The following is an 18965-nucleotide window of genomic DNA, read 5'->3' as shown; positions in this document are numbered from 1 at the left end:
CCTCCTAGGCCAGAAAAGCTAGCTCTGGTTACAGCTCTACGAAAGAGGCGATGAAACGCTCGGCGTCGAGCGCCGCGGCACAACCCGTGCCGGAGGCCGTGATGGCCTGACGATAGGTGTGGTCGACGAGGTCGCCGGCGGCGAACACGCCGGGGAGGTTGGTGCGCGTCGTCGGCGAGTCGACCTTCACGTAGCCCTCGTCGTCGAGCTCGATCTGACCCTTGAACAGCTCGCTGCGCGGGTCGTGACCGATCGCCACGAACACGCCGGTCACGTCGAGGACCTTGGTCTCGCCGGACTTGACGTTCCGCAGGCGGACGCCGTTGACCTTGCCGTCCTCACCGAGGATCTCCTCGACGACCGAGTCCCACTCGACCTTGATCTTCGGGTTGTTCAGGGCGCGTACCTGCATGACCTTGCTGGCGCGGAACGCGTCGCGGCGGTGCACGATCGTCACGGTCTCGGCGAAGCGGGTGAGGAAGGTCGCCTCCTCCATCGCGGAGTCGCCGCCGCCGACCACCACGATGTGCTGGTTGCGGAAGAAGAAGCCGTCACAGGTCGCACAGGACGAGACGCCGTGGCCGAGCAGCTCCTGCTCGCCGGGCACGCCGATCGGGCGCCACGCGGAACCGGTGGCCAGGATCACCGCGCGAGCCCAGTACTCCTTGTCGCCGACCCAGACCGTCTTGAGGCCCTCGGTGCCGGCCTCGGTGGGCCTGTCGCCCAGCTCGACGCGGGTGACGTCGTCGGTCAGGAACTCGGCGCCGAACTTCTCGGCCTGCGCGCGCATGTTGTCCATGAGATCGGGGCCCAGGATGCCGTCGCGGTGACCGGGGAAATTCTCCACCTCGGTGGTGGTCATCAGCGCGCCGCCGGACTGAACGCCCTCGATCACGAGCGGCTTGAGATTGGCCCGGGCCGCGTACAACGCCGCGGTGTAGCCGGACGGCCCCGAACCGATGATGATCAGATTGCGGACCTCGTCCACTGCCGACTCCCTGTCGTTTTGAACGCACCGGAAAACCCGGCGACACTGCTCGCTAGAACGTCATGCTAGGCACTCGCCATTCCCGTCCGCGCGGGTCGTGGCCGACCTCACCGGTGGGTGTCGCTCAGCGTACCGGGACCTTGGCCAGAGTGTCCGCGCCGCCGCTCGAAGTGCCGCAGGACGGGCCGCTCGCCCAGGCCCAGGCGCCGTTGTCGGCGGTGAAACGCACCACGATCGCGGGCTTTCCCTCGAACCGGGCGTAATCCACCGACTCCGCCGTGATCGGGCCGGCGCCGTTCGCCAAGGCGATCATGTCGAGGCACTGCCGCAGAGTGTCCGTGCTGCTCAGCCTGCCGAACTTGCTCGCGGTCGCCAACGGCGCCGGGGCGGAGAGGGCCTGTGTGGGAGCCTGGGCGAGGGTCGCCCGCGTGTAATCGGTGCCGGACGACAACAGTTGCGGCGTCGCGGACTGGGACTGCGCGGAGTCCTGGCCGGAGTCCGACTTGGGCTCGGCGCCGGCGATCGCGGGCGCCTGCCCGGAGTCCGGGCGGCGGGCCTGTGCCTCGCCGGCGGCGCTGGAGGCGGACTTGTCCGCGCTGTTGCCGTCGCGTCCGGAGAGGTAGTCGAGGCCGAATCCGACAAACGCCACGGCGCCGGCCGCGATCGCGATCGGAGTGACCCATCGCAACCGCCTGCCGCGCTCACGCCGCGTCGTTTTTTCTTCCCGTACGGGGGGAGCACCGTCGCCGGAATCGGGGACGAGCGTCAGTCGCGGGGCGGGGGTGGTGAGCGCCGCCTCGAGCCGGGCCGCCACCTCGGCCGGCATCGGCTCGGGCTCGAACCGGCCGAGCTCGGTCGCGACGGCCGCCATGCCGCCGCTGAGCGACTCGTAGGCGGCCCGCCAGGCGGGGTCGTCAGCGATGAGAGTGGCCACCACGGGCTCGTCGGGCGTGCCGGTGAGGGCACCGCCGATGTAGTCGGCCAGCAGGTCGATGTCGACCCCGCGGAACTCGGCCCCGGTCACCTCTCGTCCCTCCCGTCGCCCGACGCGGGCAGCGGTTGTTCCGCTGCCGGTCCGGATGGGACGGTCTGGGCCGCCTGCTGGTTCCCGCCGGGGGCGTGAGCAGGCCCACTCGGAGGATCGCCGGCGTCCCCGCGGAGGCCGCCGAGGGTCAGCGCCATCCGGGCCCGGCCGCGCGCGCAGCGGCTCTTGATCGTGCCCTCGGCCACGCCGAGGATCTCGGCGGCCTCGGCCACCGGGTAGCCCTGGACGTCGACCAGCACGATCGCGGCCCGCTGCTCGGCCGGCAGAGCGGCCAGCGCCTGGCGAACCATCAGCGCGGCATCGTGGTCGGGCGCCGGGGCGGCCGGCTCGGGGGCGGACGGGCGGTCGTCGGTGCGGTTGCCGTCGGGCAGCGGCACGGTCGGGTGGGCCTGGCGCCGCCGGATCCGGTCGAGGCACGCGTTCACCACGATGCGGTGCAGCCAGGTGGTGACGGCCGAGTCGCCGCGGAACCGGGCCGCATTGCGATGGGCGGACAGCAGAGCATCCTGTACCGCGTCGGCCGCTTCCTCGCGGTCGCCGATCGTGCGCAGCGCGACCGCCCACAGTCGGTCGCGGTGGCGGCGGACCAGGACGGCGAAGGCCTGCGCGTCACCGTCGAGGTGAGCGCGCAGGAGATCGGCGTCGCTCGCGCCACCCTGCGGATCCACGGTGACAAGCTATCGAAGTCCCGAACCGGCCCGCGACCCTACTGGCCCGGTCACCGATCAGTACCCGTAGACCTCGATCTTGTTGACCGAGACCTTGTACCCGCCGTTGCCGTCGTCGGCCGGCGGGAGCTGGGTCAGGAAGACCAGCACGTACTGGTACTTCTGGTCGGGGTTGAAGACCGAGAACACCCGGTTGGTGCCGTCGCTCTTGCCCTCGGAGTCGTCGCCGAGCTTCTGGTACGACTTCATGATCTGGCCGTCGCCGGCCGACGAGTCACCCGGGTCGGTGGTGCCCCACCGGATGTCCATGGTCGCGCCGGGCGAGGACGTCTCGACCCGAACCTCGGCGAGGTTGCGCGGGGTGCCGAGGTTGATCAGCACGCCCATGCCGGGCTTGCGGGTGCCGAAGTTGGGCTGCTTGAAGCGCTGGGTCGTCCAGGCGGTGTCGGGGTCGTTGTCGACCGTGTTGGCCGCCTGGCCCGTGTCCATCCGGTCGCCCTTGGGCGGGTCGACGATGCGGACCATGCTCGCGGTGAGCGGAATCTTCTTCGGGTTGGCCGCGGGCGCCTCGGTGGCCGAGGACGAGTCACCGCTGGGTGCGCCGCCGGCCGTGGACTGCGTCGTCTTGGTCGACGAGGAGTTCGAGCTGGTGATCGCGCGGATGCCGAAGACCAGGCCGATGATCGCGATGACCACCAGCGCCGCGACCCCGACGATGATCTTCGAGTTGTTCTTCGCCGGCTCGGACGTGGCGTTGCTCTGGGTGAACCGGAGCGGGCCGACGTCCTCGTAGTCGTCGTCGGCCGCGGCGTCGAGGCGTGCCAGCTCGGCCGCGAGCGCGTCGGCCTGTGGGGCCTGGACCCGCTTGTCGAGCAGGTCCATCGTCAGATCGTCGAGGTACGCCGGGACGCCGGCGCGGATCTGCCGCGGGGCGGCCGGGTTGCCGGAGCCGTCACGGACGGCGTCGGGGATCGCTGAGCGACCCACCTCGGTGTGCGGCCAGTGCGCGGTCAGCGAGTAGTAAAGAAGGCCACCGACCGAGCGGATGTCCTTCTCGGTGCTATCGGCCGAGTCGGCTCGCGCGTCGGCCAGCACCACACGGCCGTCGTCGGCGATCAACGTCGTGCCGGGGTGCACATTGCCGTGGACCATGCCGGTGGCGTGCACGGCGGCCAGCGCGTCCGCGATCGCGTGGGCGATGGTGGTGGCCCGGGCCGGGTCGAGCGGGCCCTCCTGGCTGACCATCTCGCGCAGCGACTCGCCGTCGACCCACTCGCGCACCACGTACGCCCGGGTGGCCTCGTCGATCGCGTCGTAGACGCCGACCAGGTTGGGGTGGATCACGCGGCTCGCGTCGACCGCGGCCTGCAGCATCTCGGTGGCGGAGTCACCGCCGGGGTAACGCAGCACCACCGCGACGGGGCGGCGCAGGATCACATCGACGCCGCGCCAGACCTGGCGGCCCGCGCTGTCGTCGTTGACATGCTCCTCGAGCTGATAGCGCTCGGCCAGGATCTCACCGACGGTGGGTGCACCGAAGGTCATGACCGGTCCGTCCGCATCGGCCGACGTCTCGTGGCCTTCGCCGACCTGGGTCACCCGTCCTCCCTCGGTGCTCCACGCGCGCTGAGGGCGCGCTGGGTGCAACTGACGACGTGCGCTGAGCACATGCCGACACTGACCATACCCGCCCCCGGCCACCGTACGGCAGGTCGTCCCCCCGGCGCGGCACCTCGAATTGACCGGCCGTTCGGCCCGGCGATCGGACGCAACAGCGGAATTTCCGCTGGTCAGCGCCCAATCTTGCGACGCACCATGCCCACCACCTGGCTCACTTCTCGCACCCGCAGCAAAGTCGCGGCCAAAAGATAGGCGAGCAGGATGACCGCGCCGCCCGCGAGGATCTGCACGAACGCCTGGCCGCGTCCGTCCGGCGCGCCCGCTCCGGGCAGCAGACGCACCACGACGATGCCGAGCACGGCGGCGATCGCGGCGGCCGCGGCGACCTTCGCGAGGGCGGCGGCGACCGAGCCGAGGTTGAGCCGGCCGATCCGGCGGCGGAGCACGGCCAGCGAGATCAGCGCCGAGACAAGGTAGGAGATCGCGTTGCCGGCGGTCATTCCCGCCGCCGAGCGCGAACTGCTCAGCACCGCGGCGAAGACGAGGTAGGCGCCGATCCGCACGGCGACCACCGGCAGGTTGATCAGCGCGGCCGTCTTGTTCCCCTGGAGGGAGTAGAAGGCGTAGGTGCACAGGTAGCTGATCGACAGCGGGATGACGGCGAACGCGGCCACCGCGAGCACGGTGCCGGTCTGGAGGGCGTTGGCGTTCGTGTACTTGCCACCCTGGAAGAGCATCACCGAGATCGGGGCGGCCAGGACGCCGTAGACGACCGCGATCGGGGCCAGGGCGGTGGCGGTGAGGCGGATGCCGCGGCTCAGGTCGGCGCTGACCTCGCCGTACCGGCCATCGGCGGCGGCCGCGCTCATCTTCGGCAGCAGCGCGGTCATCACCGAGACGCCGATGATGCCGTGCGCCATCATCGTCAGCAGGAAGACGTTGTTGAAGGCCAGCACGCTGGCGCTGTCCTTGCCGGCCACCCGGTTGAGGATGCGCACCACCACGAAGATCGCGATTTGGTTCGCGGCGACGTAGCAGAGCATCCAGCCGGCCAGCTTGCCGATCTCGCCGAGGCCCAGCGAGCGCGGGTCCCAGCGCCACTTCCAGGTGAAACCGACCTTGCGCAGCGCCGGCAGCAGGCCCAGCGCCTGCACGACCATGCCGAGCAGGGTGCCGAGGCCCATCAGCAGGATCGCGCCGCTGCTGATGTTGTCGACGGTCAGGTCGTCCTTGCTGAACACCATGATGAACACGCCGCAGGTGGCGATCACCACGAGGTTGTTCAGGATCGGCGCCCAGGTCGGAGCCGCGAAGTGGCCGCGCACGTTGAGCACCGCGCCGATCAGCGCGGACAGGCCGGTGAAGAAGATGATCGGCAGGATCAGGTACGCGAAGTGCGTGACCAGGTTCTTGTAGTTGTCGGTGTTGTCGCTGCTCGCCTGGATCGCGGTGATGAGCGGGGCGGCCGCCACGACCAGGAGCGTCGCGATGCCGAGCGACACGACCGCGAAGGTGAGCAGCTTCCGGGTGAACTCGAGTCCACCGTCCGGGTCGCTCTTGCGCCGCCGCACCAGCAGCGGGATGAGCACGCTGGAGAGGATGCCGCCGAGCAGCAGCTCGTAGATCTGGCCCGGCAGGAACTGGGCGCTCGTGTACGCGTCGCCGATACCGGCGCCGAGCGTGATGCCGATCAGCGCGTTCCGGACGAAGCCGATCATCCGGCTGACCAGGCTGCCGGCCGCCATGATCGCGCTGTTGCCGGCCGTGCCGCCGTCGCCGGCCGAGATCTCTTCCGGTGGCAGTGCCTGCTCCTGGCCTGTGATCCCGGAGTCCACCGAGATCAGCGTGACACCGTCCTCGGCGGCCGGGCGCACGCCGTCCGGCGTGGCGTGCGCGCTGCGGTACAGGCCGCCGCTCACCCGTGCCTCCCGACTTGTCCGAACATTGTTGTCACCATAAAGGGGTACGTCATACCCGGCGGCGCAGGAGGGTACCCGGCTCGGCGCCGGCCAGGGTTTCGACCATCCAGCATGCCTCGACCGGGACCAGTGGTTCGCTCAGCGCGTCGAGCACCGTCGGATGATCGCAGCCGGCCTCGGTGAGCGCCCCTAGCAGTGCGGGAATGGGTGCCAGGTCACCGGTGTCGAGGATGTGCCGGGCGAGCGGGCGCGTGCCGGCATACCAGGACTGTCGCGGCAGGCGATCCAGGTGCGCCGACGCCCGGCGTACGAGATCGGCAAGGCTCTCGCCCGGGAAGCGTGACCCACCTCGTACCTCTGAAAAGCGAGTGGGTGGACGGGAGAGCTCGGCGATCGCGGCCTCGTCGAGGACCTGCGGCGAAGCCGCGGGCGGAGACGGCCACCAGGCGTCGCCGGCGAACAGCGGCAGCGGAGCCTGCTCGGGACCGTGCGGCTCGGCGGGCGGCACGTCGCGGCGCAGAGATCGGTACGCGGCCTCGCGCATCGCGGCGACCGTGGTCTCGTCGTCGTCCGCGGTGGCCGGCGCGAACGGCGACAGCAGCGCGACGACCAGGCCCGGATGGGGCAGGGTCGGGTCTTCCAGGGCGATCACCCGGGCGCACACGTCGAGCTCCCACCAGCGCAGGGCGGCGGGCCAGGGACCGGCGGCGGGTGCCCAGGCCAGCTGGATCGGCTCCGAGTGGGCCGGGACGCGCAGGCCCAGCGTGCGCTCGCCGGCGGCCAGATCGAGATCGAGTACCAGCGCGTAGCCGCCGGTGACGGGGAAGGTCACCCGCAGTTCGTGTGGGTCGGGGGCATCGGGGGTCACGCTCTCGCCCGTCCAGAACCCTGGATCCTCGCTCAGGCGACGTAGCGCCTCGGAAACGGGCACGCGTTCATACTGCCCGCTGATTTAGCCGTGTACCACCTACCTCCATCCAACCACCCCGCCCGCCGCCCATGATCGGACTGAAGGCCGATAAGCTGGTAAACCCATGTCTGTTCTGAATGCTGCCCAGCGCAAGGCCGTCGCCGAGCTGCTCCGAGTGTCTCCCCTCGCGGACGAGCTGGGGCGCCGGTTCGGCGTGGCCGGCCATGAGTTGCACCTGGTCGGCGGATCAGTGCGGGACGCGCTGCTCGGCGCGCTCGGTGACGATCTCGACTTCTGCACCGACGCGACGCCCGAGCAGACGCTCGCGGTCGTGCAGGGCTGGGCGGACGCGATCTGGGAGACCGGGCGCGAGTTCGGCACCATCGGCCTGCAGAAGAACGGTGTGCGGCTGGAGATCACAACATTCCGGGCGGAGGCCTACGACGGCGTCACCCGCAATCCGGTCGTACGGTATGGGAAATCTCTGCTCGAGGATCTTGAACGGCGCGACTTCACGATCAACGCGATGGCCGTGTCGCTGCCCGGGCACGTCTTCACCGATCCGTACGGCGGACTCGCCGATCTGGCGGCGCGGGTGATCCGCACGCCGGCCGCGCCCGCGGTCTCGTTCGGCGATGATCCACTTCGGATGCTGCGCGCTGCCCGCTTTGCCGCGAAGCTACGTTTTACCGTGGACGAACCGGTCGTTTCGGCGATGCGGGACATGGCCGCCGATCTCGACCGCATCACCGCCGAGCGGATCCGCGACGAGTTCACCAAGCTGATGTGCTCCGCCGACCCGATCGGCGGGCTGCGGCTGCTCGTCGACACTAAGGTGGCCGACCGGTTCCTGCCCGAGATCTCCGGGCTCAAGCTCGAGATCGACGAGCACGCCCAGCACAAGGACGTCTACGAGCACACGCTGATCGTCGTGCAGAACGCGATCCGCCTCGAGGGTTCCTCGGGGCCCGACTTCGTGTTGCGGATGGCGTCGCTGATGCACGACGTCGGCAAGCCGGCCACGAAGGCGGTCGGTCGCGACGGCCGGGTCAGCTTCCACCACCACGAGATCGTCGGTGCGCGGCTCACCAAACAGCGGATGAAGGCCTTGAAGTACCCCAAGGACGTCATCTCCGACGTGGTCGAGCTGGTCGCGCTGCATCTGCGCTTCTACGGGTACGGCCGCGGCGAGTGGACCGACTCGGCGGTGCGCCGCTACGTGACCGACGCCGGCCCGCTGCTCGACCGGCTGCACAAGCTCACCCGCTCAGATGTCACGACCCGCAACCGGCGCAAGGCGGCGAACCTGGCCGCCGACTACGACGCGCTCGAGGAGCGGATCACCCGGCTGCAGGCGGAGGAAGACCTGGCCCGGGTCCGCCCCGACCTGGACGGCAACGCCATCATGGAGCTGCTCGGCGTGCCGCCCGGCCCGATCGTCGGGCAGGCGTGGCGGTACCTGAAGGAGCTGCGGCTCGACCGGGGGCCGCTGTCGCGGGACGAGGCCGAGGCCGAGCTGTTCAAATGGGCCCGCGACCAGGGGCACGTCGCCTGACGAGTCGTTCTTGTCATACCCCCGGGGCAGAATCGGGGGCATGTTCGTCGTCGATTCGCCCATCGGCCCGCTCGGCGTCTCCGTTGCGGGTGACACCGTGATCGGCGTGCGCTTCGGCGCCCGCCCCGGCCCGTCCGCGGCGCACCCGGCCACCACCCAGCTGACGTCCTACTTCGCCGGCGAGCTCACCGACTTCACGGTCCCCTTCGAGCTGCGCGGCGGCTCCGAGTTCGAGCGCGCCGTCTGGGCCGAGATCGCCAAGATTCCGTACGGCGAGATGACGACGTACGGCGCGATCGCCACCGCCCTCGGCGACCCGGCCGCCGCCCGCGCGGTCGGCACCGCCTGCAACCACAACCCCGTGCCCGTCATCGTCCCCTGCCACCGAGTCGTCGGCGCCGGCGGCAAGATGGTCGGCTTCGGCGGCGGCCTCGACCGCAAACGGAAGCTGCTGGAGCTGGAGGCCAGGGTCGCGCTCGCCCGCGCCTGGGGCTGACCAGTGCCTCCTCCGTGCCGCATGACGTCTCCTCCGCACCGCATGAGGAAACGACGAAGGCCGGGTCGCCTCGGCGGCCCGGCCTTGATCGGTGATCGCGGGTTTAGCGCTCGATCTCGCCGCGGATGAAGGCCTCGACGGACTCCTTCGCGTCGTGGTCGTTGTACTGGACCGGCGGGGACTTCATGAAGTAGGAGGACGCCGAGAGGATCGGGCCGCCGATTCCGCGGTCCTTGGCGATCTTCGCGGCGCGGACGGCGTCGATGATGACGCCGGCCGAGTTCGGGGAGTCCCACACCTCGAGCTTGAGCTCGGCGTTCAGCGGGGTGTCACCGAAGGAGCGGCCCTCCAGGCGGATGTAGGCCCACTTGCGGTCGTCGAGCCACGGCACGTGGTCGGACGGGCCGATGTGCACGTCGCTCTTGACCATCTCGTGCGGGATCTGGCTGGTGACCGACTGGGTCTTCGAGATCTTCTTGGAGACCAGGCGGTTGCGCTCCAGCATGTTCATGAAGTCCATGTTGCCGCCGAAGTTGAGCTGGTACGTGCGCAGCAGCTCGACGCCGCGGTCCTCGAACAGCTTGGCGAGCGCACGGTGCACGATCGTCGCGCCGACCTGGCTCTTGATGTCGTCGCCGACGATCGGGAGGCCGGCGTCGGTGAACTTCTGCGCCCACTCGGGGTTCGAGGCGATGAAGACGGGCAGCGCGTTGACGAAGGCGCAGCCCGCGTCGATCGCGGCCTGGGCGTAGAACTTGTCGGCCTGCTCGGATCCCACCGGCAGGTACGAGACGACCACGTCGACCTGCGCGTCGCGCAGCGCCTGCACCACGTCGACCGGCTCGACGGACGATTCCTCGATGATCTCGCGGTAGTAGGTGCCCAGACCGTCGAAGGTCGGTCCACGCTGGACGGTGATGCCAGTGGGGGGCACGTCGGTCAGCTTGATCGTGTTGTTCTCGCTGGCGACGATCGCCTCGGCCAGGTCCATGCCGACCTTCTTGGCGTCCACATCGAACGCCGCGACGAACTGCACGTCGGAAACGTGGTAGTCGCCGAAGGTCACGTGCATGAGACCCGGGACGCGGTCGTTCGGGTCGGCGTCCTTGTAGTACTCCACGCCCTGTACCAGGGACGAGGCGCAGTTACCCACACCGACGATGGCGACGCGTACGGAGCCCATCGCGTTTGCCTCCTTGTTGTTCATCACGGCCGGTCCTCGTGCGGACGCGGGGATACGGGGGGTGCGTCCCCAGCCGGGTCGGCGGGGAGGTCTAGAGAGCCGGGGGTCGCCGGCGCGCGGCCGGAGCGCTCGTTGGTGATGAGCTCCTCCAGCCACCGGACCTCGCGCTCGCAGGCGTCGAGTCCGTGGCGTTGCAGTTCAAGCGTGTAGGCGTCGAGCCGTTCACCGGCCCGGGAGAGCACCTCGCGCAAGCCCTCGCGGCGTTCCTCGATCCGCCGGCGGCGGCCCTCGAGGATGCGCAGGCGGGTCGCCCGGTCGGTGCGGGAGAAGAAGGCGAAGTGCACCCCGAAGCCGGCGTCGTCGTACGTCTCCGGGCCGGCCTGCGCGAGCATGTCGGCGAAGCGCTCTTTGCCCTCCGCAGTGATCTTGTAGACAACCCGGCCACGTTTGCTGGTCATCGGAGGGATCATCGACGGATCCGACTCCGACTCCGTGATCCAGCCGGCGGTCTGGAGTCGCTTGAGAGTCGGGTACAGCGTGCCGTAGCTGATCGCCGCGCGGAATGTGCCCAGCTTGGTGACCAGTTCCTTGCGGAGCTCGTAACCGTGCATCGGGGTCTCCTGAAGCAGACCGAGGATTGCCAACTCCAACATTGGCCACCCCCTCCTCGTACCCCGATGTATCGGCCCGATACATCGCTACCGTAGATCTACCGTCGGATGGACGCAAGACGAACGGAAAGTGGTGCTGGTTACGCAACGGCCACGCCACGCTGAGTGATGGCTGTCGCCGCGCGCGCGAGGACCGCGTACTCTCTTCGCCATGCGCACGCAGCGGCAGGTCGTCGACTACTCGCTACAGAAGCGAGCAGTGCTGCGTGACGTGCACAACGGCCGCGTCGGGACGCTTGAGGTCTGTGATGCCTCTCCGTACCTGAAAAACGCAGCTCGGTTCCACGGCGAGCCGACCGACGAGCGCTGTCCGGTCTGCCGCCGCGACAATCTCACCCTCGTGCATTACATCTACGGCGATGAACTCAAGCACTCCGCCGGGCAGGCCCGTAAGCTGGCCGAGCTCCCCGTCCTGGCGATGACTCTGCGTGAGTTTCAGGTGTTCGTCGTGGAGGTGTGCCGCTCCTGCGCGTGGAATCACCTGGCCCAGCAGTACGTGCTGGGTCGCGACGCGCTGACCGCCGACGAGCTTGATCAGGTCGAGGCCGTAGCCTCGGCCGCCGCGGGCCGCCACCGCGAAACTGGGTTGTCATCGCAACGCCGGGAGGGTCGCCGATGAGGTGGCTCGATCTCGTTACCGTAGGGACAACCCCGACCGACTCGGGCATCCAGCGCCGCAATCGGTCATCGAAGACATCCGACACGGCGGCTGCCGGGATGCAGCCCAAATCGTCCGCGCGTGGCGTCGCCGGCGGGAGCCCCTCCAGGGCTCTCTCGGCGTGCGTCGCCGTGACCGAGGTGTGACCGCATGAACTCGTACGGCGAACCGCAGTCTCCGCGTGCCCGGGCCAGCGTGCCCGGGTCCGGTGCCTCCGCGCCTGACGACGACCAGCCCTCCAGCCGATATTCGAGCGCGGCACGCCCCGCGCCGGACGCATACCGCCGCGGGTCGGGCGGTCGCGCCTCAGTGGGCGCGGCGTCGGTTGGTGGGCGCGCGTCGGTCGGCAGTGCGTCGGTAGGCAGCGCCTCAGTGGGTACAGCAGTACCGGGCGGCGCCACCGGCTCCGCCCGCGTGGGCGCGCGCGCCTCGGTCGGAGCCGGCACAAGCTCCGTCGGCGCCCGGGCCTCGGTGGCCCGCGCCGCGGTGCGGCCCAACCCCGGTCTGGACGCTCCGGATGGCCCCGGCGGCATCAAGGGCAGGGGCAAGGACAAGTCGAAGGCGGCCAAGCGCCGCCGGCGTACCAACATCTTGACCGCCGCGGCGGCCGTGGTGGTCATCCTGCTCGGTGCCGGCGTCGTCGGCGGCACCTACTTCTTCGACGACGTGGCGCTTCCCCCGCCGGTCACCGAGGACCAGTCCAACGTCATCCAGTACTCCAACGGCTCGGTGCTGGCCAAGATGGGCGAGCAGAACCGCACCGTGGTGCCGGAAGAGAAGATCAACGAAGTCGTCGAGCACGCCGTGGCGGCCGCCGAGGACAAGAACTTCTACACGCACCACGGCATCGACATGAAGGGCATCGTCCGCGCCGCGTGGAACAACTTCACCGGCGGGACGACGCAGGGCGCCTCGACGATCACGCAGCAGTACGCGCGGCATGCGGCCGACCTCAAGGCCATCAGCATCAACCGGAAGCTGCGCGAGGCGGTCATCGCCCGCAAGCTCGAGTCGCAGTACAACAAAGACCAGATCATGGGCATGTACCTGAACTACATCGACCTCGGTGAAGGCAGGTACGGCATCGAGGCCGCGGCGCAGGGTTACTTCGGCAAGTCGGTGACCACGCCGGCCGGAGACCCGAAGGCGATCACGCCGTACGAGGCCGCGGTTCTCGCTTCGATCATCAAGCAGCCCTACCCGAACTCGGCGTCGCAGGGCTACGACCCGAACTACAACCCCTCCGGTGCCAAGGACCGGTGGGAGTACACGATGAAGAACATGCTCGAGATGCACTGGATCACTCCCGAGGTGTACGCCGCCCGGAAGTACCCAGCCGTCCGGAAGCCGAACGCGAACTCCTGCAAGACCTGTGCCGCCGACACCCCGGCCGGCATGATCCTGCGGCACGTCAAGGCCGAGCTCGCGCAGATGGGCATCTCGGACTCCGAGTTCGACCAGGGCGGCCTGACCGTCAAGACCACGATCAACCCCGTGGTGCAGAAGGCCGCCGAGGACGCGGGTTCGGCCGCCCGGGCGACATCGCCGATGCACAAGCTGCCGAAGACCTACCAGGCCGCGGTCATCGGCATCGATCCGAACAACGGACGGGTGCTCGGCTACTACGGCGGTGACAGTCCGACCGGTACCGACTACGGCGGCTACATGTCCGGCGACGGCACCAAGATCCTAGGTGGGCAGTCACCCGGCTCGAGCTTCAAGATCTATACGCTCGCGGCCGGCCTGCAGGAAGACCTGTCTTTCGACAGCATCTGGGACAGCTCGAAGCTGCGCCCCAACGGCACGCCGATCAACAACGCCGGCGCCGACCCGGGCACGATCTGCAAGGGCAAGACGAAGGACTGCGACCTCGAGACCGCGACCATCAAGTCGTACAACTTCCCCTTCTATTGGCTCGCCGATGCGATGGGCCGTGACAAGGTCATCGACGCCGCCAAGGCGGCCGGCCTGAAGCACATGTTCACCGACAGCGGCAAGAACGTCGACCTCACCAAGACCGACAAGTCGACGTGGCTGAAGTCCGGCTATTTCGACAATGAGGTCGCGTTCGGCCAGTACCGGATTGTCCCGCTCGAGCACGCCGAGGGCGTCGCCACGATCGTCAACGGCGGCGTGCATTTCCCGGCCCACTTCGTGATGCAGGTGAAGCGGGTCAATCCGGAAGACGGCAAGATCGAGATCCTCAACCCGGAGAAGAACCAGGGCAACCGGGTCTTCCGAGCGGACACGATGACCAACCTTCAGGGCGTCATGAAGGAGATCGTCGACGTCGACAAACGCGACCTGCGCAGCGGCCGCGAGAGCATCGCCAAGTCGGGCACCTGGGAGTACGACGACGGCAAGGACAGCCACACCGGTTCCGGTGACTGTTGGTTCGTCGGCGGCATCCCCCAGCTGGCCGCGACAGTCTGGGTCGGCGGCAAGAACAACAAGGTCGAGCTGCACGATCCGGCGAGCAGCAGCCGGTTCCACGACATGTTCGGCGCCGGCGTGCCGTCGAGGATCTGGAAACAGTTCCTCGACACGGTCACCAAGAACCTCGACTGGAAGCAGGAAGACTTCCCGGCCCGGATCAAGACCGGTGAGGCCGACAAGTTCGGCAACGGCATCAAGCCGATCGAGCCGCCGGTCGACCCCAACACCTGCGCTCTCTCGCTGATCGGCGGGACCTGCCCCGGTGACGGCAACAACGGTGGCGGCCCCAACGGCGGTAACAACGGCGGCGGTCGCGGCAACGGTGGGGGCGGTGGCGGCACGACCACCACCAACGACGGCACGACCCCAACACAACAAGACATAGCTACGACACCAGCTACCGGTTAGCGGCCCATCCGCTTTCCCACGGCCGGCGTACGCCCTTCGGGGCGCACGCCGGCCGTTGTCGTTCGCGCCGTCATGGGGCTTCATCAGGCTTTCTCACGTACGCCGGAAGTTGTGTCCGACGATCGGCGTCCGATACGGCATGATGCGTTGTCATGAGCACCCAACCGTCCGGGGACATCGACCGCCCCGAGGATGCGCAGGCGGCCGTGGCGACCGCCGACCCGTTCGTGCGCGGCCTCTCCGAGGCGATCGGTGGACCACTGGGCGGGCACGCCGTGCGGCCCGAGGCGAGACGCGGACGGTTCTGGACGGCGGCCCGCATCATCCTGGCGCTGACGTGCATCACGCTGGCGTTCTCGTGGGTGCAGAAATCACCGTGCCAGACCGGTGACTGGCAGAAGAACATCCAGTACACCCGGTTCTGCTACACCGACGTGTTGGCGCTGTACTACGCCGAGGGGCTCAACGACGGCAAGGTGCCCTACAAGGACCACCCGGTGGAATACCCGGTGGTCACCGGCTACTTCATGGGTGCGCTGGGCCTCCCGATCCACGCGTACGGCGTGAAGCACCCCGAGATCAACCAGGGCCAGTGGTTCTACAACGCGAACGCGCTGGTGCTCTCCGGGCTGGCCGTGGCCACCGCGGCCGTGATTCTCGCGCTGCGCCGCCGACGACCATGGGACGCCGCGATCTTCGCGCTCTCGCCGATCATCTTCTTCACGGCCACCGTCAACTGGGACTTTCTGGCGATCGGGCTTGCCGCGATCGGGCTGTACCTCTGGGCCAAACGACATCCGGCGTGGGCGGGCGTCTTCTTAGGTCTGGGTGCGGCGGCGAAACTGTGGCCGCTGTTCATCCTCGGCCCGCTGCTGGTGCTCGCGCTGCGCTCGAAATCCGTCGACAAGTGGCTGTGGGCGTTCCTGGCGACCGCCGGCACGTGGATCGTCGTCAACTTCCCGATCTGGTACCTCTACCACGACAGCTGGTTGCGCTTCTTCAAGCTCAACAGCGAGCGGCCGATCGACTGGGGCACGTTCTGGTACGTCGGGCGTTACCTGGACGGCAAGTGGCACAGCGGCGGGGGCGGCGACCAGGGCCCGTTCCAGTGGCTCAGCAACCACGTTCCGACGCTCAACATCATCACGTACGGGCTGTTCGGGCTCGCCTGCGTCGCCATCGCGATCCTGTCGTTCGCCGCGCCCCGCCGCCCGCGCCTGGCCCAGCTCGCGTTCCTGGTCGTCGCCGCGTTCCTGATCTTCAGCAAGGTCTGGTCCCAGCAGTACGTCCTCTGGCTGCTCCCGCTGATCGTGCTGGCCCGGCCGCGCTGGGGAGCGATCCTCGCCTGGACCGTCGCCGAGTTCGGCTACTTCACCGCCTTCTACGCCGAGCTGCTCGGCGCCGGCGGAAAACCGGTGATCCCCGAAGGCACGTTCGTGCTGGCCGCCACCCTGCGCATCGTCACGGTCGCCGTCCTGTGTGGCCTGGTGATCCGCGAGATCTGGAGGCCGGAGCTCGACGTGGTCCGCCAGACCTACGCCGACGACCCGGACGGCGGTGACCTGAACCGCCCCGACGCCGCCTGGATCGAAAACTTCCGCCGAGCCTTCACCCGCCAGCCGAAGTCGGAGACCCCACCCGAGCCTCCGGCGACGCCAGAGCCCGCCGCCCTCACCACCTGACCCGCCCCCGCCCGATGCGGCCATTGCGCTCGATCGTGCGCTGACGTGCTCGACCGGCCCGGCACAAGCTGATGTGCGCGCCGCCGCGCGCTGACGTGCTCGACCGGCCCGGCACAAGCCGACGTGCGCGCCGCCGTGCGCTGACGTGCTCGACCGGCCCGGCCGCGCGCTGACGTGGCCGCAGGCGCGGCTCGTCCCCCGGCAGCCGCGCGCTGAGGTGCTGGTCCGGCGCGATCGATGCGCTCGCCCGCCCCAATCGCCAGCCCGACCGGGTCCGCCGCGAACAAGGCCAGGCTCCGCCGACTGCTCTGTCGTCTGCGCGGGTCGGCCGCTATCTGCCCGCGGCGGCGATGAGCGTTGGCGGGCCGTCGGGCTGGGCGTTCAGCGTTGGCTGGGTGGCCGTCCCGGGTGGGACGCCGAACTGGTCGCCTGTGCCCTGCTGCGGCGGTAGGCCCGGCTGCGTGTTCGTACCCGTGCCTGGCTGAAGGCCGGTGCCCGGCTGCGTGCCTGTGCCCGGTTGGGTGCCGGTGCTGCCGGGCTGGGAGTTTGCGGCGGATGGGTTCAGGCGGAACAGGACGGCGTCGTCCAGGTCCTCGCGGGTGATGCCGAGGGAGTCGACGGGAATGTCGCCGGCCCGTTCCCAAGGGGTGCCGGCGACGTAGGCACGCAGCAGGACCACCGTGTAGATGCCCTGGCTGCGGAGATATTCGATGCTCGCGGCGTCGGGGAACGTGGCCACGTTGCGGCGCATCTCGGCCTGGTGGGCGGCGGCGAAACCGCCCGAGCCGTTGGCGATGTGCTGGAAGCGGGTCGTCGACCAGAACATGATCATCTGATCGGTGAGCTCCGACGTGGGCAGAACCAGCATCGGGCCGCTGACCGTGCGCATGGCGGCCGGCTGGGCGGGGATCACCGGGTGCGCGGTCGCGTTCCACCCCTCGGCCAGCACCAGCACGAGCGGGATCAGGGTGGCCAGGCGCAGCCACGGGCCGGGCCACGGCGGGATGCGCTGCTCGGCCCAGTGTTCGGCCCGGCGGACGAACTCGGCCACGGCACCGGCGGCCAGAATCGCCAGTAACAACGTCGCCCAGAGCGTGAGCCGACCGGGAATGCGCGTGCCGAGCGCGGCGGGCAGGTGACCGAAGAGAGGAAGGTACGTCCAGCGGCCGTCGAAGAAGTTCGTGCCCAAGGTCAGGATGATCGTGGCGGCCAGCCCGGACAGCAGGAGCAGCCGCTGCCAGAGAGTCCAGATGGAGAAGGCCAGTCCGGCCAGCGCCAGGGCGTAGAGGACGAAGCCCGGCAGCAGTGACATCTCGGCCGGCCAGCTCAGCGACGAACGCGGCACCTGGTGCGCGCCGCCCCACAGCCGCGACTCGGCCGGGCCGATCAGCAGGCTGCGCAGCGGCGGCGAGAAGAACTTGATCTCGGCGGTGGCGGTGCTCGTGCCGCCGCGGCGCACGTAGGGGATCGCGATCAGCGCGGCGATGCAGGCCACGATCAGCGGGCCGATGACGTCGACGGCGAGCAGACGCCAACCCAGCACCGGGCGCTCGGCGGGGCGCCGCAGCCACCGGATCGGCAGGCGGACCAGCAGCACCAGCAGGATGAGCCCGAGCACGCCGAGGAACGGCAACCCGAGTGAGAAGCCGAGGCTTACCTGCCAGGCGGCCACGAGCCAGCCGGCCGCCGCCCAGCCGACGCTGCGGTGGGTCCGGCGGAAGCCGCGCCGCATCGACCAGCCGTGCCCGCGGGCGATCATGGCCAGCGCGAGCGGGATGCCCCCGGCCGAGATGATGTCGAGGTGGCCCTCCTGAGCGAGGCGCCAAGGTGCGTAGGCGAAGGCAACCGCGGCCACAGCCGAGCCGGTGCGGCCGGCACCGAGCTGGCGAACCAGGGCGTAGGCCCCGATCAGCAACAGCGCGTGGGCCAGCACGAAGAGAATGTTGTATCGCAGCGCGGCGGCCAGCGGTCCCTGGCCGATCATGCCGGCCGGCGCGTAGCCGAGCAGGCTGTCGCCGAAGGCGAAGCTGTTGGGCTCGGGGAAAAACGTGTTGGCCTGCCAGAGCCGGATCGGGTCGGTGAGCAGGATGTGCCCGCTCCAGGCGATCTGCCAGGCCTGCCGGGCTGGGTCACCGAGGTCCTGCGGCAGCGTGTGCAGCGGGTACCGCAGAGTGGGCCAGGTCATCGCGACCGCGAGCAGCACCGCGACGTAGGTGACCACCGCGTACTCGTGGATCAGGGCGCGGCCGAGCGCACGCAAACCGCGGCGGATGCGCCCAGGCGGTCGTTCGGCAGTGGTGGCGAAGGCCTTCCACGGATCGGGCGGCGCGTTGGCCGGACGCTCGCTCGGTAGCGGCTCCTTTCTCTTCACCCTCTCTTGTGGAGCGACCGTCGCATCGGCTGGCAAAACAGACACATCGGACGGAGGTGCCGTCGGTGGCGCCGAGGCCGTGCCGACGGCTACCAGCTCTCGCGCGGGAGACGCGGAGCGGCGTCGGCCGGTGACACGGAGAAATCGCCGCCAACCAGAGTCGCCGTCGACGCGCACGGTAGCGGCCTCATCGAGCGCCTCCGTCATCCGCGCAGCCCGGGCCGCCTCGGTCATCGGAGCATCCGTGCCCGGCCGCGGCGGCGCAAATGCCGGTCGTGACGCCGAAGCAGCCGCGTGTGGCGGCTGAGCAACGGGCCGCGGCGGCGAGACGGCCGGACCCAGCGGCGGCGTGGCA

14 protein-coding genes are annotated in these 18965 nt (G+C 69.5%); 5 read left to right on the top strand and 9 right to left on the bottom strand.

The annotated features are described in order from the left end of the window. Positions 1-28: 28 nt before the first annotated feature. From trxB to A3CQ_RS0111920, 6 genes are all read right to left on the bottom strand, one after another. Positions 29-988, bottom strand: coding sequence for a thioredoxin-disulfide reductase (trxB, locus tag A3CQ_RS0111945; protein WP_020511169.1), 960 nt, complete (start codon positions 986-988; stop codon positions 29-31). Positions 989-1112: 124 nt separating this feature from the next. After that, the gene (locus A3CQ_RS0111940) at positions 1113-2012 is read right to left on the bottom strand and encodes an RsmA family anti-sigma factor (RefSeq protein WP_020511168.1); all 900 of its coding nucleotides are present in this window, start codon (positions 2010-2012) and stop codon (positions 1113-1115) included. Beyond that, positions 2009-2701 (bottom strand): RNA polymerase sigma factor SigM, encoded by a 693-nt coding sequence (gene sigM / locus A3CQ_RS52465; RefSeq protein WP_020511167.1) that lies wholly within the window; start codon positions 2699-2701, stop codon positions 2009-2011. The genes A3CQ_RS0111940 and sigM overlap by 4 nt, the downstream gene beginning before the upstream one ends. A gap of 57 nt (positions 2702-2758) precedes the next feature. After that, positions 2759-4300: a protein kinase family protein gene (locus tag A3CQ_RS0111930; RefSeq protein WP_020511166.1), complete on the bottom strand. Its 1542-nt coding sequence runs from the start codon at positions 4298-4300 to the stop codon at positions 2759-2761. Positions 4301-4491: 191 nt separating this feature from the next. Continuing rightward, positions 4492-6240, bottom strand: a complete 1749-nt coding sequence (murJ, locus tag A3CQ_RS0111925; protein WP_020511165.1) for a murein biosynthesis integral membrane protein MurJ — start codon at positions 6238-6240, stop codon at positions 4492-4494. Positions 6241-6289: 49 nt separating this feature from the next. Next, positions 6290-7171: a hypothetical protein gene (locus A3CQ_RS0111920; protein ID WP_026205610.1), complete on the bottom strand. Its 882-nt coding sequence runs from the start codon at positions 7169-7171 to the stop codon at positions 6290-6292. Between the two features lie 103 nt (positions 7172-7274). Here A3CQ_RS0111920 and A3CQ_RS0111915 point away from each other — a divergent pair, with 103 nt between their 5' ends. Together A3CQ_RS0111915 and A3CQ_RS0111910 are read left to right on the top strand one after the other, a co-directional pair. After that, positions 7275-8705 carry a CCA tRNA nucleotidyltransferase gene (locus tag A3CQ_RS0111915; protein WP_020511163.1) on the top strand — a complete coding sequence of 477 codons (1431 nt, stop codon included), beginning with the start codon at positions 7275-7277 and terminating at the stop codon, positions 8703-8705. Positions 8706-8745: 40 nt separating this feature from the next. Continuing rightward, positions 8746-9201, top strand: coding sequence for a methylated-DNA--[protein]-cysteine S-methyltransferase (locus A3CQ_RS0111910; RefSeq protein ID WP_020511162.1), 456 nt, complete (start codon positions 8746-8748; stop codon positions 9199-9201). A gap of 103 nt (positions 9202-9304) precedes the next feature. Here A3CQ_RS0111910 and A3CQ_RS0111905 read toward each other — a convergent pair whose 3' ends face one another. Together A3CQ_RS0111905 and A3CQ_RS0111900 are read right to left on the bottom strand one after the other, a co-directional pair. After that, positions 9305-10384 carry an inositol-3-phosphate synthase gene (locus A3CQ_RS0111905; protein ID WP_026205609.1) on the bottom strand — a complete coding sequence of 360 codons (1080 nt, stop codon included), beginning with the start codon at positions 10382-10384 and terminating at the stop codon, positions 9305-9307. Between the two features lie 23 nt (positions 10385-10407). Continuing rightward, the gene (locus tag A3CQ_RS0111900) at positions 10408-11037 is read right to left on the bottom strand and encodes a PadR family transcriptional regulator (RefSeq protein ID WP_020511160.1); all 630 of its coding nucleotides are present in this window, start codon (positions 11035-11037) and stop codon (positions 10408-10410) included. Between the two features lie 169 nt (positions 11038-11206). Here A3CQ_RS0111900 and A3CQ_RS0111895 point away from each other — a divergent pair, with 169 nt between their 5' ends. From A3CQ_RS0111895 to A3CQ_RS0111885, 3 genes are all read left to right on the top strand, one after another. After that, positions 11207-11674: a DUF5318 domain-containing protein gene (locus tag A3CQ_RS0111895; RefSeq protein ID WP_020511159.1), complete on the top strand. Its 468-nt coding sequence runs from the start codon at positions 11207-11209 to the stop codon at positions 11672-11674. Positions 11675-12085: 411 nt separating this feature from the next. Next, on the top strand, positions 12086-14557 hold the full coding sequence (locus A3CQ_RS0111890; RefSeq protein WP_245577185.1) for a transglycosylase domain-containing protein: 2472 nt from the start codon (positions 12086-12088) through the stop codon (positions 14555-14557). Between the two features lie 152 nt (positions 14558-14709). Further along, positions 14710-16239 (top strand): glycosyltransferase family 87 protein, encoded by a 1530-nt coding sequence (locus A3CQ_RS0111885; protein ID WP_020511157.1) that lies wholly within the window; start codon positions 14710-14712, stop codon positions 16237-16239. Between the two features lie 331 nt (positions 16240-16570). Here A3CQ_RS0111885 and A3CQ_RS52460 read toward each other — a convergent pair whose 3' ends face one another. Then, a complete protein-coding gene (locus tag A3CQ_RS52460) occupies positions 16571-18610 on the bottom strand; it encodes a hypothetical protein (protein ID WP_245577184.1) in 2040 nt (679 codons plus the stop codon). Between the last annotated feature and the right edge of the window lie 355 nt (positions 18611-18965).

Source organism: Paractinoplanes globisporus DSM 43857 (assembly GCF_000379645.1).
GTDB classification, from domain to species: Bacteria; Actinomycetota; Actinomycetes; order Mycobacteriales; family Micromonosporaceae; genus Actinoplanes; species Actinoplanes globisporus.
The sequence above is the reverse complement of the archived record's forward strand: the minus strand, read 5'-3'. Positions and strand labels throughout refer to the sequence as shown.